The 13,471-nt window shown below is 69.7% G+C and carries 14 protein-coding genes; 6 read left to right on the forward strand and 8 right to left on the reverse strand.

The features are described 5' to 3' along the window. Positions 1–5 precede the first annotated feature (5 nt). The 5 genes from INT51_RS06980 to INT51_RS07000 all read right to left on the reverse strand — a co-directional run bounded on the left by INT51_RS06980 (position 6) and on the right by INT51_RS07000 (position 4,731). Positions 6–635 (reverse strand): TIGR03085 family metal-binding protein, encoded by a 630-nt coding sequence (locus INT51_RS06980; RefSeq protein ID WP_193104492.1) that lies wholly within the window; start codon positions 633–635, stop codon positions 6–8. Between the two features lie 7 nt (positions 636–642). Then, on the reverse strand, positions 643–1,644 hold the full coding sequence (locus tag INT51_RS06985; protein ID WP_193104493.1) for a sugar phosphate isomerase/epimerase: 1,002 nt from the start codon (positions 1,642–1,644) through the stop codon (positions 643–645). Between the two features lie 38 nt (positions 1,645–1,682). Further along, entirely contained in the window at positions 1,683–2,801 is a 1,119-nt protein-coding gene (locus INT51_RS06990) for a Gfo/Idh/MocA family protein (RefSeq protein WP_193104728.1), read from the reverse strand. Between the two features lie 74 nt (positions 2,802–2,875). After that, positions 2,876–3,985 carry a Gfo/Idh/MocA family protein gene (locus tag INT51_RS06995; RefSeq protein ID WP_193104494.1) on the reverse strand — a complete coding sequence of 370 codons (1,110 nt, stop codon included), beginning with the start codon at positions 3,983–3,985 and terminating at the stop codon, positions 2,876–2,878. Continuing rightward, a complete protein-coding gene (locus tag INT51_RS07000) occupies positions 3,982–4,731 on the reverse strand; it encodes a sugar phosphate isomerase/epimerase (protein WP_193104495.1) in 750 nt (249 codons plus the stop codon). The genes INT51_RS06995 and INT51_RS07000 overlap by 4 nt, the downstream gene beginning before the upstream one ends. A 111-nt stretch (positions 4,732–4,842) precedes the next feature. Here INT51_RS07000 and INT51_RS07005 point away from each other — a divergent pair, with 111 nt between their 5' ends. Beyond that, on the forward strand, positions 4,843–5,640 hold the full coding sequence (locus INT51_RS07005; protein WP_304502103.1) for a transglutaminase family protein: 798 nt from the start codon (positions 4,843–4,845) through the stop codon (positions 5,638–5,640). 4 nt (positions 5,641–5,644) lie between these two features. Here INT51_RS07005 and INT51_RS07010 read toward each other — a convergent pair whose 3' ends face one another. Next, complete coding sequence (locus INT51_RS07010) at positions 5,645–6,574, reverse strand: PAC2 family protein (RefSeq protein WP_193104496.1); 930 nt, start codon at positions 6,572–6,574, stop codon at positions 5,645–5,647. Between the two features lie 97 nt (positions 6,575–6,671). Then, complete coding sequence (locus tag INT51_RS07015; protein ID WP_193104497.1) at positions 6,672–7,475, reverse strand: TSUP family transporter; 804 nt, start codon at positions 7,473–7,475, stop codon at positions 6,672–6,674. Between the two features lie 66 nt (positions 7,476–7,541). On the opposite strand from INT51_RS07015, the gene INT51_RS07020 reads away from it, so the two are divergent. The 5 genes from INT51_RS07020 (at position 7,542) to INT51_RS07040 (ending at position 12,996) form a co-directional block, all read left to right on the forward strand. Further along, positions 7,542–8,162: an HAD-IA family hydrolase gene (locus INT51_RS07020; RefSeq protein WP_193104498.1), complete on the forward strand. Its 621-nt coding sequence runs from the start codon at positions 7,542–7,544 to the stop codon at positions 8,160–8,162. A gap of 189 nt (positions 8,163–8,351) precedes the next feature. Beyond that, the gene (locus INT51_RS07025) at positions 8,352–10,730 is read left to right on the forward strand and encodes an FtsX-like permease family protein (RefSeq protein ID WP_193104499.1); all 2,379 of its coding nucleotides are present in this window, start codon (positions 8,352–8,354) and stop codon (positions 10,728–10,730) included. After that, positions 10,727–11,404 (forward strand): ABC transporter ATP-binding protein, encoded by a 678-nt coding sequence (locus tag INT51_RS07030; protein ID WP_193104500.1) that lies wholly within the window; start codon positions 10,727–10,729, stop codon positions 11,402–11,404. Before INT51_RS07025 ends, INT51_RS07030 begins: the two co-directional genes overlap by 4 nt. Before the next feature lie 49 nt (positions 11,405–11,453). Beyond that, positions 11,454–12,023 (forward strand): hypothetical protein, encoded by a 570-nt coding sequence (locus INT51_RS07035; RefSeq protein WP_193104501.1) that lies wholly within the window; start codon positions 11,454–11,456, stop codon positions 12,021–12,023. A 145-nt stretch (positions 12,024–12,168) separates the two neighbouring features. Continuing rightward, positions 12,169–12,996: a hypothetical protein gene (locus INT51_RS07040; protein ID WP_193104502.1), complete on the forward strand. Its 828-nt coding sequence runs from the start codon at positions 12,169–12,171 to the stop codon at positions 12,994–12,996. A gap of 14 nt (positions 12,997–13,010) precedes the next feature. On the opposite strand, the gene INT51_RS07045 is transcribed toward INT51_RS07040, so the two are convergent. Then, positions 13,011–13,304 carry a hypothetical protein gene (locus INT51_RS07045; protein WP_226832061.1) on the reverse strand — a complete coding sequence of 98 codons (294 nt, stop codon included), beginning with the start codon at positions 13,302–13,304 and terminating at the stop codon, positions 13,011–13,013. Positions 13,305–13,471: the final 167 nt, after the last annotated feature.

Consider the following 13,471-nt stretch of genomic DNA (forward strand, 5'->3'; position numbering starts at 1 on the left):
CGGGTTCACAGCCGCCGTCGGCCCTCGCGCAGGGCCTGCAGCGCGCCCTCCTCGCCGTGGATCCGTACCCTGGCCACTTCATCGCGTCCGCTCGCCCACAGCAGCAGTTCGAGCGGCTCGCCGTGGACTCGCAGGCTCCCTGCGGAATGCCGCGAGGGCAGCCGCCGCCCACCGAGCGGGGAGACCAGCGTGACATCGGCGTTCACGTGCAGGCTCACCCGCGACAGGAGCGAGACGGCGCGCCAGGCCTGCACCGAGGCGTCTGGCGACAGTCGTCGCGGCTCCCAGCCGTCCTGGGCGCGCCGCAGGTCCTCGTGATGGATGAGCAGCTCGCCCTGCCCGCTGAGCGTGTCCATGGCCCGAACCGGTGACAGGGGCCCGGGCCCCTCGCGCAGGAGCTCCACGCGCCGCACCCACCCGGTGGCGCGCAGAGCGTCGAGGGCACCGACGGCGCGGCGACCCACGGGGCCGGGGAGCTTCGGGCCCACCATGAGGTGGGGGTAGCGCTCGCGCAGCAGCAGGTGCTCGAGCAGCTCCGGAGCGTCCCAGCCCGGCAGGATCGTCGGCGCCGTCGGTCCCAGGTCCTCGAAGGTCGCGGCGATCGCCTCGCGTTCAGGGGTCGGCGTGCTCGTCATCGCACGCTCACCCCTGGTTGCTGAAAGCGGCGTCGAAGGACACTTCGGAGATGGGGTAGTCGAGGCTCCGCAGCAGCTCGAGAGCCTCCTTCGCGCCGTGCAGGCGGTCCATGCCGGCGTCCTCCCACTCGATCGAGATCGGGCCGTCGTAGTCGATCGACCGCAGGGCACGGAAGGCCGCGTCCCAGGGCACGTCACCGCGACCGAAGGAGACGAAGTCCCAGCCGCGACGGGGGTCGCCCCACGGCAGGTGCGAGCCCAGCCGGGTGTTGCGGCCGGTGATCCGGACGCGGATGTCCTTGCAGTCCACGTGGTAGATGCGGTCGGCGAAGTCGGTGATGAAGGAGACCGGGTCGATCTCCTGCCACATGAAGTGCGAGGGGTCCCAGTTCAGGCCGAAGGATTCGCGGTGGCCGATCGCCTCGAGCGTGCGCTGCGTGGTCCAGTAGTCGTAGGCGATCTCCGAGGGGTGGACCTCGTGGGCGAAGCGGACCCCGCACTCCTCGAAGACGTCGAGGATCGGGTTCCAGCGGTCGGCGAAATCCTGGTATCCCTCGTCGATGACCTCCTGGGGGACCGGCGGGAACATGGCCACGTACTTCCAGATCTTGGATCCGGTGAAGCCGATCACGGTCTTGACCCCCAGCTTCTGCGCCAGGCGGGCCGTGTTCTTCATATCCTCCGCAGCGCGCCGGCGCACGCCCTCGGGGTCGCCATCGCCCCATACTGCGGATCCGACGATCGCCTCATGGCGGAAGTCGATCGGGTCGTCGCAGATCGCCTGGCCCTTGAGGTGGTTCGAGATCGCCCAGCAGCTCAGACCATGCTTGTCGAGGATCCCGAGACGCTCGGCCACGTAGGCCTCGTCGTCCCAGCGCGACGCGTCGAGGTGCTCGCCGGAGACGGCGATCTCGAGGCCGTCGTAGCCCCAGCCGGCCGCGAGCTCGGCGACCTCGTCAAGGGTGAGATCGGCCCACTGGCCGGTGAACAGGGTGTGTGGATGAGCCATGGTGATGATGCTCCTTCAGCGGTGAGGGGTGCGGCGGATCAGAGGGTGACGGTGGCGCCATCGGCGGCATCGGAGGCGATGACCGCGTCCAGGACGCGCTGCAGGGCGAGGCCGTCCCCGAAATCTGGAGAGAACCCGGGGGCATCGGCCGTGTCGCCGTCCCGAATCGCGATCAGCAGGTCACGGGCCTGGTTGGTGAAGGCGTTCTCCCATCCCAGCACGTGGCCCTGGGGCCACCAGGCGGCGAGATAGGGGTGCTCCGGTTCGGTGACGAGTACCCGGGTGTAGCCCTGCTCGGCGATCGGTGCGGTGGCGTCGAGGAACCAGAGCTCATTGGGGTTCTCGAGGTCGAACCGCAGGGCACCTTTCGTGCCGTAGAGCTCGACCGTCAGGCGGTTCTTGGCGCCGGTCGCCATGCGGGAGACCTCGACGGAGGCGACTGCGCCGCCGTCGAGCTCGAGGGTGGCCCAGGCGGCGTCGTCCACGGTGACGTCCTCGAGCCCCTCCTTCCCGGGCCGCTGCGGGACCAGGGTGGCGAGCCGTCCGCGCACGGCGGCGGTCCGCTGGCCGGTGAGGTGCTGGATCTGGTCGATCGCGTGGGAGCCGATATCGCCGAGAGCGCCGGAGCCGGCGGTCTCCTTGCGCAGCCGCCAGGACATGCCGGCGTCCTCGTCGACCAGCCAGTCCTGGAGGTAGGCGGCCTTGGCCTGCCGGATCGTGCCGAGCTTCTCGTCGGCCACGAACTGCCGGGCGAGCGCGAGGGCCGGGATCCGACGGTAGGTGAAGCCGAGCGCCGCGATCTGGCCGCGCTCCGTCGCGGTGCGGGCGGCGTCCACCATGGCCTCCGCCTCGGCGGTGTCATTGGCCAGCGGCTTCTCGCACAGGACGTGCTTGCCGGCCTCCAGCGCCGCGATCGCGATCTCGGCGTGGAGGAACCCGGGGGTGCAGATGTCGACGATGTCGATGTCGTCGCGGGTGATGACCTCGCGCCAATCGGTGGCGTGCTCCTCCCAGTCGAGCCGTTCGGCCGCCTCGGCGACGGCCTCCTCGTCACGGCCGACGATGACGCGGCGCGCGACCTCGGGCACGTCGAAGGCGGCGGCGACGGTGCGCCAGGCCTGGGAATGCGCGCGTCCCATGAACGAATAGCCGATCATGGCGACGCCGAGCGGGCGGCCGTCGGGGAGGTGGGATGTCGAGGGCAACAGGGTCTCCTTCACGAGGTCCAGGGTCACAGGGTTGCGGTCAGCGGGTCGAAGTCCTCGGGCAGCAGCTCGGGAGCTGTGACCGTGGAGGCCACGGGCACGGAACCGTCAGCGCGGGTGGCCTCGTCGAGGCTGATCATGATGTCCAGCACGTGGCCGGCGAGATCGCCGGTGAGGCGGTGGGGGCGGCCCGCACGAAGGGCGCGCGCCATCTCGAGGGTGCCGAGCCCGCGCCCGCCGACGGCGCCGACCGGTTCACGCTCGGTCCAGACCTCCTCGCCGCGCGCCGCGATGCTGGTCTCCCCAGCGAACTGGTTGGGGTCCGGCAGGGCGAGGGTGCCCGTCGCGCCGGAGAGCTCCAGCACGTGCGGCTGGCCGAGCGCGTCGTCGAAGGAGAACTCGACGGCGGCGCTCGTGCCGTCGTCGAAGCGCAGCAGTCCCTGCACGCGAGTGGGGACCTCGACCTCGAAGGTCTGGCCGGCGCGCGGACCGGAGCCGATGGTCCGGGTGGTGACCGATCGCGAGCCGACTGCGGAGACCGAGGCCACGGGGCCGTAGGCGAGGACCAGGCTGTTCAGGTAGTACGGGCCCATGTCGTAGAGCGGCCCGGCTCCGAGCTGGAACAGGAAATCCGGGTTGGGGTGCCACGACTCGGGACCGGGGGAGCGGAACTGGGCGAGCGCCGAGCGGGGCTCGCCGATCTCGCCGCCGCGCAGCGCGCGCAGGGCGGTCTGGACCCCGGCGCCGAGGACGGTGTCCGGGGCGCCGCCGATGCGCAGACCCTGTTCGCGGGCGGCGTCGAGCAGTGAGCTCGCGTCGGCTCGGGTCGTCACCAGGGGCTTCTCGGTCCAGACGTGCTTCCCGACGTCGAGGATGCTGCGGGAGACCGCGTAGTGGGCCGCGGGAATCGTCAGATTCACGACGATCTCGATCTCGGGATCCTCCAGCACGACGTCCACCGGCCCGTGCCGCGGCACGCCGTACTCCTCGGCGCGGGTGGCGGCCGCCTCCGGTCGCAGGTCACCGATCGCGCGCACCTCGATATCCGGATAGGTGGTGAGCTGGTCGAGATACTGCGCGGCGATGACGCCGGCACCGATGATGCCGACGCCGACGGGCCCTGAGGTGCGGGTCATGCCTGGTCCTCCTGGAGGTACTGGTTCAACTGGGTGAGGGAGCGGCTGACGGCCTCGAAGATGTCCCCGGAGTAGCCGTCGAACTCGAGGACGCCGGTCTCGAGCCAGGGAGCCGCCGCGAGGATGGCGGGCACGTCCATCTCTCCCTGCCCGAGCGGAAGCTGGTCCTTCACATCGCCCTGGAGCGGGCCGTCCTTGAGGTGGGCGAGCTGCACGCGCTGGCCGAGAGCCCCGAGCAGGGCCGACGGGTCCGTCCCGCCGACGGCGGACCAGAAGGTGTCGAGCTCGAGCACGACGCGCGGATCGAGGTGGTCCGCGAGAACCTCCAAGCCGCAGCGCCCCTCGAACAGCGGTCGGGCCTCGAAGTCGTGGTTGTGGTAGCCGACCCGCACGCCGTTCTCGGTGGCGATCGGGGCGAGAGCATTGAGTCTCTCCGCAGTGGCCTTGATGTCGTCCTCGCGGGTCCAGTGCGCACGATCCCAGTGCGGGTCGATGACGGTGCGCACCCCGAGACCGGCTGCGGTGGCGAAGATGCGGCTCGGATCCTCTGCGGTCAGCAGCGAGGCATGGGTCGATGTCGCGGCGAGGCCGTAACGCGGCAGCAGCTCCCGCAGCGTCTCGGCGTTCTCCATCAGCCCGAAGGGCTCCACCGTCGTGAACCCGATCTCGGACAGACGACGGAGAGTGGCATCAGGATCCGCGGAGAACGCTTCCCTGACGCTGTAGAGCTGGACGGAGATCTGCACGGAGTGTTCCTCGGCTTCGGTGACGACTGAGTCACAACCCTATGTCGGCGATCACCGGGCGGCAAAGGGGTCCCGCCCCCGGTGGGCACGTCGATGCCACACACTGGGGGAGTGGAGAGACATGTGCGCGCGTGGATGACGGCCGAGGTCGCCGACGGTACCGATATCGCCCTGCTGGTCGCGGTGTCGGATGCCCCGGTGGCACAGGAATCGCTGACGGTGCTGGCCGGGGGCCACGAGCACCCGGTCACCGAGACGCGTGACCGCTTCGGCAGTCGGCTGCACCTGATCACGGGCCTCCCGCTGGGTCCGGTGGAGATCGTCTACACCGCTCGTGGCGTGGCCGAGGCTCCGGTCCCGGGCGCCAGCGACGCGGACGCCGTGCTGCACCTGCGGCCCTCCCGGTACTGCGAGGTCGACGAGTTCATGAAGATCGCCGAGGAGATCGTCGGCGAGCGCACCGGGGCCGAGGCCGTCGACGCCGTCGCCCGGTGGGTGCACGATCACCTCGACTACGTGCCGGGGGCGAGCACCATCACCGACTCCGCACGCACCACTTACCTGTCCCGACAGGGTGTGTGCCGTGACTACGCGCACCTGACCGCGACGCTGCTGCGGGCGAGCGGGGTGCCGGCCCGCTGCTCCTCGGTCTATGCCCCGGGTCTGAGCCCGATGGATTTCCACCTGGTGGTGGAGGCGCTGGTCGACGGGTCCTGGTTGGCGGTGGATTCCACCCATCTGGCGCCGCGCGCGTCGATGGCGCGCATCGCCACCGGGCAGGACGCCGCGGACACCGCCTTCATGACCACCCTCGCCGGGAATGTGACCCTGACCGGGATCCAGGTGACCGCGATCGCGGATCCGGAGCTGCCTGCGGAGGCCCCGCGGGACGTGGTCGTCCTGCGCTGAGCGATCAGCTCTCGGAGCCGGGGGCTCCTTCGTCGTCCTTGCCCTCGGGAGAAGTCTCCTCGGTGAATCCAGCCAGGTACTCCTCGACCTCGGCGGCGATGTCGTCCGCCCTGGGGACCTCGGCGCCCGCGCCGGCGATGAGCATCCGGTCGTAGCGCTGCTCGAGCCCGGAGACCATCTCCTCCAGCTGCGACTGCGCCTCGATCTGGGCGGCGACCGCCTCGCGGACGGGACCGGCCTGAGCCTCGAGGGCGTCGATCGGGACGTGGGGGCCCTTCTCCTGGCCGATCGCGCTCAGCAGTGCGATCGCAGCGTCGGGATAGGACATCTCGTGGAGGTACTGCGGCACGTGCACGACCAGCCCGACGACGTCATGGCCGGCATCGGCCAGGCGCAGCGTGAGCAGCGCCGTGAAGGGGGCGCGCATGCGGAAGGTGCCCGGCATGGTGCGACGCACTTCGATCGAGTCGGGGTCGCCCGCGAAGCGGGTCACCGGCAGTTCGCGGGTGTGGGGGACCGGCGCCGGGAAGCCCTGCACCAACAGGGTGCGCTCGATGCCGAGCTGGTCGACGACGACCCGCAGCGCGTTGGCCACCCGCTCCCACTGGAAGGACGGCTCAGGGCCGGTGAGCAGGAAGAAGACCTCGCCATCGGGGTCTGTGACCTCGTGAAGGATGATCTCCGGCTTCTCGTAGTCGTCGAAGTGGTCGAGCTGGAGGGTGACCTCGGGTCGCCGCCCGGCGTAGTCGAACACCTGGTCCATGTCCAAGCGGCCGACGACACGGCTGGGCAGGGTGTTGAGCAGGTGGTCGTCGATGAGGTCCTGCGCATTGCCGGCGTCGGTGTATGCGCCGAGGGTGACCAGGAGCGTGCGGCCGCGCAGAGAACGCGAGTCGACGTGGCGCTCGTAGCTGAACAGAGTCGTCGGATCCATGATGACCTCCAGGCAATCGGCCGCCGGGCGAGGCGGTGAGGGTGACTCATTCTTCAACGACCGCTCCCACCGCACTATTCCAGCGCGGCGACCGGGTTCACGTGACCAGCGACACGGTATCGATCGCAAGGCGGATCGCGAGGGCGCCGGTCACCACCAGGAACACGATGCGCACGAAGCCGGAGCCGAACCGGATCGCCAGGCGCGCGCCGAGGTAGCCGCCGAGCACATTTGTCACGGCCATGATCGCCCCGAGCAGCCACCACACCTCACCCTGCAGGCCGAACACCAGCAGGGCACCGATGTTGGTGGTGAGGTTCGCGAGCTTCGCGTGCACGCTCGCCTCGAGGAAGCCGTAACCGAGCACCGCGACCAGAGCAATGATGAAGAAGCTGCCGGTGCCCGGCCCGAGGATCCCGTCGTAGAGGCCGACCGCGCCGCCGATGCCCCCGGAGCGCAGCACCTGCGCGCGCCCGCGGTGCCGGGGCTCGTGCTTCAGTCCCATCGCCGGTCGCACCAGGGTGTAGACCCCGACGACGATCAGCGCCCCGAGCACGATGGGGGAGAGCCACGCCTTGGGGATGGACGAGGCCATCCCGGCGCCGACCGCGCTGCCCAGCAGAGCACAGAGGACCAGCGGGATCGTGGTCGCGGCCACCGGCAGCACCCGACGCACGTAGGTCCACGAGGACACCGCGGTCCCGGCGGCGGAGGCGAGCTTGTTGGTGCCCAGCACGGTGGCGGTCGAGGTGTCCGCAGGCAACGAGGTCACCAGCGCCGGCAGTTGGATCAGTCCGCCCCCTCCCACGACGGCGTCGACCCAGCCGGCGAGGAATGAGGCACCGATCAGGAGAACCACCGTCAGCACGGAGAGCTGGAGGAGCTGGTCGAGCAGAGGCACGGGGACCAGTGAACACCCGCCCCTCGGCGTCCGCGAATCGTGCCCGTTCCCTGGCACAATGGCGACATGAGCGCAGTGATCTGGGACCTCGGTGGGACGCTGGTCGACACGTACCCCGATGTCGACCGCGCCCTGGCGTCCGCCATCGACTCCGCCAGCGATGAGGCGCGGCTGCACGAGGTCGCCCAGCTGACCAGAGTCTCCAGTACGCATGCCATCAGCACCCTCGCCGAGCGCCATGGCGTCTCCGAGCGGCGGCTGCGCGTGGCGTACGAGGCGACGAAGCAGCACTGGCGTGAGCATCCCCCGGCAGTGATGGACGGTGCCCGAGAGGTCATCGAGGCGGTTCGCCGTGCCGGGGGAGTGAACCTCGTCGCCACGCACCGTGAACGTTCGAGCGCTCAATGCCTCCTGGACGCCCTGGAACTGCGGATCGACGACATGGTCTGCGCGCCGGACGGATTCGAGCGCAAGCCGGATCCGGCCATGATCCAGGAGCTGCTGAGGCGCCATGACCGAGACCCGGCGGAGTGCCTCGCCGTCGGCGACCGGCCCACCGACCTCGAGGCGGCCGGCGCCGTCCGGGTCCGGGGCGTGCTGCTGGAGACCCGTGGCGTCCCCCTGGCAGCCGGCGGGGCCGAACGCATCCGTCATGTGAGGGAGCTGCTCGGGCTGCTCGGCCTCTGACGCCGATCGCGTCCGGCGCAATCAGCCGTCTTCCGATGCGATGCGCGGGTATTCCCCCGGGGACGTGCGGGGGGTCACCGTAAATCTCCGTCGATCCCTCTGCGAGCTGTTCCCCGGGGAGAGGGCCGCGCCTAGCCTGACGGCAGCCGCCGAGCGTCCAGCAGGGCGGACCAACGGAAGGACCGGCTCATGCTGGGCCTCGTCACCATCCGCCGTCTTCGTCGCGACGCCGCGGTCACCGCGACCCTCACCGTCCTGCTCGCCCTCGCCGTGCTGTGCGCCGCCGCCTCGGCCGGTCTGATGGCGCGACTGGCCGGTGCCTCCACCACTTTGCTCGACCAGGCCGACGCCCCGCATCTCGCGCAGATGCACGCCGGGGAGCTCGACGCCGCTGCTGTGGGGGCTTTCGCGCAAGAGCGCCCGGAGGTGACCGCCCATCGGACCCAGCAGTTGTTGGGACTGGACGGCTCTCAGCTCGCCTTCGACGGCGTCGGGCAGGACAGCAGCATCCAGCAGAACTCGCTCACGGTGCCATCCGCAGACGGGGACCTGATGCTGGATCTCGAGGGGCAGCCGGTGACCGATGTGCGGCCCGGGATGATCTGGCTGCCGGTCATGTATCGGATCGAGGACGGTCTGAGGGTCGGTTCGTCGGTGAGCATCACGGGTCCTGACGGGTTCTCCCATGAGTTCGAAGTAGCCGGTTTCATCCGGGACTCGCTCATGAACACTCCGCTCGCCAGCTCCAAGCGTCTGCTGGTCAGTGAGCAGGACCTGGCCGCGGTCGCCGACCACACCGGGAGCACCGAGTATCTGATCAGCTTCTGGCTGCAGGACCCGCAGACGCAGGTCTCCGCGGTGCGCACTGCCTATCAGCAGTCGGATCTTCCCGAGAACGGCCCGATGGTCGACCGCCAGGCCTTCGTGCTGTTCGCGATCCTGGGCGACGGTCTGGTCGCCGCCGCCGTGCTGGGCGCAGCTCTGCTGGTCCTGGTGATCGCGCTGGTCTGCGTACGCCTGGCACTGGTGACCGCCCTGGCACGGGAACGTCGTGAGATCGGTGTCCTGCGCGCCCTCGGTATCCGCCGGGCGGATCTGCGCGGCGCATACCTGGCGCGCTATGGCGTGATGGCGCTGGCCGCGACGATCATCGGACTGGCGGGCGGTATCCCTCTGGGGTCCGCACTCGCCGCGGATCTCACCGCGTACTCGGGTCCGACCGGTGGAGCCGCGGTGCTGGTGGCTCCGGTGGCCGCGGCATGCGCGCTGCTGGTCGTCGTCCTGACCGGCGTCGCCCTGATGCTGCGCCGACTGCGCAGGATCGACCCTGTGGAGGTGCTGCGCGGCGACGGGGGAGAAGGGTCGGGCCACACGGGGCCGCGGCGGGGAGGGAGCCCGTCCAGCCTTTTCCGGCTGCAAGACTCCTCCCTTCCGATCTCCCTCCTCCTGGGTTTGCGCACCCTCGTGCGGCGGCCCGGCTCGTCGTTCATGCTGTTGGCGGTCTTCGCGCTGTGCACGGTGCTGGCTGCGGTCCCGGCCGGCGTGGCCGCCACGCTCAGCTCCCCGCGGATCGTGACAGCGATGGGGATCGGACAGTTCGACGTGCGCATCGACGTACCGCTCGCCGGGGAGGTCGACACCGCCGTGCACGACCGTGCCGTCGCCGCCGTCGCGGAGGACTCCCGCATCGAGGCGTATGCCGCACGCGTGAGCACGCGCCATCTGGTCGAGGTCGAGGGCAGTCCTCCGATCAGCCTCCCCATCGAGTCCGGCGACCACACGGCACTTCCCCTCGAGTACGCGGAGGGCCGGGCGCCCACGGCGGAGGACGAGATCGCCCTGAGCCTGGTCGCACTGGCCGAGACCGGTATGTCCCTGGGCGACACACTGCCTGTGCAGACGACCACCGGGACCCGTCCGCTGCGCATCGTCGGTGCCTACCAGGACGTCACCCAGGGAGGGCTGACCGCCAAGGCGCAGCTGCCCACTGAGCAGGAGGAAGTGCAGTGGTCCGTCCTCACCGCGCGTCTCGTGCCAGGTGCCGATCGCGAGGCGCTGATCGCTGAGCTCGCTGCCGAGCTGCCGGAGACCACGGTGGGCGATGTCAGCAGGTATCAGGAACAGCTGCTGGGCGGGATGGCCACCGGCATGACGCGCGCAGCGGTGGCCACAGCCGCTGTCGCTGCGATGCTCGCCGGACTGATCTCGCTGCTGGTGACCCGCATGCTCCTGGCCGAGGATGCCCGCCAGCTCGCCACCCAGCGCGCCCTCGGCATGCCGCGGGGCCTGCGGCGCGGCCCGTACCTCGTGCGCATGCTCGCCGTGCTGCTGCTGGCCCTGCCGGTGGGTCTGCTCCTGGCTCAGGTGGTGGGACAAGGCGGCATGAACCTGATGATCGAGGCCATGACCGGAGGACTGGCCACCCTCGGTCAGGGCACCAGCAGGCTGACCCTGCACAGCGCACCGCTGATCATGGCCGTCGCCGTGCCGCTCCTGCTCGGGGTGGCCGTGACCGTCGCGACCAGCCTGGCCACCACCCGACACACCGCGAGAAGAGGCCCATCATGAGCGCAGTCGTCCTGCAAGCCCGAGGGATCAGCCAGCACATCGGTACCACCGCGCTGCTCCAGGAGATCGATCTGAAGGTCGAGGCGGGGGAGATGGTCGCTGTCAGAGGCCCCTCCGGCAGCGGCAAGTCGACGCTGCTGCAGACCCTCAGCGGCATGTCGCGCCCCACCGCCGGCAGCATCGAGCTCGGGGGAGAGGAGCTCACCGTGCTGACCCAGGAGCAGCTCGCCGCACGCCGCCTGAGTGCGATCGGTTTCGTGTTCCAACAGGCAGAACTGCTGCGCGACCTCACGATGCTGGAGAACGTGGTGCTTCCCGGGAGGCTGGCCCGGCGCGTTCCCCGCGCCCAGATCGCGGCACGAGCTCGTGCGCTGCTGGAGCAGATGGACGTCGCCGGCCTCGCGGATCGTTTCCCGGGGGAGGTCTCGGGAGGCCAGGCGCAACGGGTGGGCATCTGCCGAGCCCTGATCAACGATCCCGAGATCGTGATCGCCGACGAACCCACCGGAGCCCTGGACTCCCGTGCTGCCCACGAGGTGCTGACGCTGCTGCAGAGCATCGCTGCCGAGGGCACCGCAGTGATCATGGTGACCCACGATCCGCGCATGGCAGCCGGCGCAGACCGCGTCATCGACCTGTTCGACGGGAGAATCGCCCCGCCGGTCGCCGCCTGACCGGCACGGCCTGAACCGACCACCGCGATAGCCGCGATAGGTTGGCGCCATGGCGATGATCTACCAGGCAGAGCTCAGCCCGTCCAAGTCCGAGATCCTGCGCAGCTTCCTCGAGGCGCGCTCGTGGGGCGAGGCGGGGGAGCTGACCGTGCTCGGCGCCTACCGTTTCGATGATCCCGAGGGCGAGGTCGGCATCGAATGCCATCTGGTGCGCGTCGGTGAGACGATCTTCCATCTTCCGCTGACCTATCACTCCGCCGCGCTCGTCGACGCCGGCGAGCACTTCATCGGCACGATGCAGCATTCGGTGCTCGGGGAGCGCTTCGTCTACGACGGGCTCGGCGACGAGGTGGCACTGGACTGCTTCCGGCGTGCCATCTGCGGCGAGCAGGAGCAGGCCGAGCTCGAGATCTACTCGGCGGGCGGCGACCGGGTCGACACCCGGCCGCAGAGTGTGACGCTGAGCCTCGAGGTCGACGAGGGCGCAGATCTGCCGACCGCCGATGAGCTGCTCGACGGTGAGCCGTTCACCGTGGCCCGCACGGTCGGCGGCCTGGACGGCACGGTGCGACTGCTCGCCACGTGGGCCGACGGCCACGGCGTCATCGCCGCGTACTGACCTCAGGGGAGCGCTCGCAGAGCCGCTTCCTGGCGTCGCTCCACTTCTACTTTACATAACGTACATTATCGGCGTGACGCCATAAGGGGTGAGAGAGGCCGACGAAGCACCGAAACTCGCCGTGGCGCCGCTGTACGGTCGTCGCATGTCACCGGCGCGAAATCTCGAAGCGACGTGTGTTCGCGCTGCGCTGGCACTCGCGGTGACTCTCGCCGCCACAGGAGCTGTCGCGGCAGCATCCGGGCGGCAGCAATTCGCTCTGGTGATCGGTCTGTTCGAGCTCGATGTCGTGTGGATCGCCGTTCTTGGCGTCAGCGCGCATTTGTACCGTCACAACGTGCGCATCGTGGCCGGATGGCGGGACATCGCTCGGGCGGTGACCCCGGAGCCGGTTCGTCGAGTGATTCTCACGGAGGTGAGAGCTCTGGTGTCGCTTGGCCGGGTCGCCCTGCGTCGCCCTCCACAGGTCCCCCATCACGCCACGCCTGTCCGCTCGCGCCATGGAACGGTGGCGATCCCTGTGGCCTTCGGGGTCCTCACCCTGGTCGAAGTGACAGCTCTGCACGTGGTGCTCCCCTGGCCCGAGCTCTCTGCTGCGCTGACGCTGCTGAGCATCTACGCTCTGCTCCTCCTGCTCGGCGTGGTCGCGTCCCGCTGGGACCATCCGCACTACGTCACAGCTGCGTCGCTCGTCCTGCGCAACGGCTCCCACGTCGTGGCGGACCTGCCCTGGGATGCCATTAGCACCGTCGCGATCGTGCGCGACGGATCCGTCACCGCTCCAGCAATCGATACGAGTGTTGCCCGCCTCGCCACGTTGGACGGCTGCTCCCTCGCCGTCGAACTCTCTCAGCCCTGTCCCGTGGCGTTGACCTCCGGTCGGCGCGCGCGAGTGCAGACGGTGCATGAGATCCGGTTCGCCGCCGATGACGCGCAGGGTGTGCTCGAACTCCTCGAGTCCCGCCGCGGGTGATTCTGAGCCTGCGCTCAGGCCGCCGCGGTGTGCGGATTCTCGGCGCTGCTCCCCCGCCCGGCGGCGATGAAGAAGGAGCCGGAGATCAGGCAGCCCACCACCATGGCGATCGCCATCGGCAACGAGGAATGGGTTCCCGCAATGCCGACCAGCGGCGCTGCGATCGAGGCGGAGAACGAGAAGCCCAGACCCAGCATCGCTGAGCCCGTGCCAGCGAACTCGCGCGCCTGACTGGAGGCCATGGCGCCGCCGTTGCCGAAGATCATGATGCCCTGGGGTGCGACGGTGAAGAAGAACGCCGGCAGCACAATCCACGTCCACGATCAACCGACACGCAATGGGCTCCACCAGTGTGTATACCCATTGCGTCGTCTCAAGGTGCGGTGCTAGTTGAGTTTCTGAGGTACGAGAGATTGGGGTGCCTATGCCTCAAGCGCAGCTCAAGACTCGAAGGAAAGGCAAGGATCCAGGTTAC

It is taken from the genome of Brachybacterium sp. FME24, from assembly GCF_014897705.1.
Taxonomy (GTDB): Bacteria; Actinomycetota; Actinomycetes; order Actinomycetales; family Dermabacteraceae; genus Brachybacterium.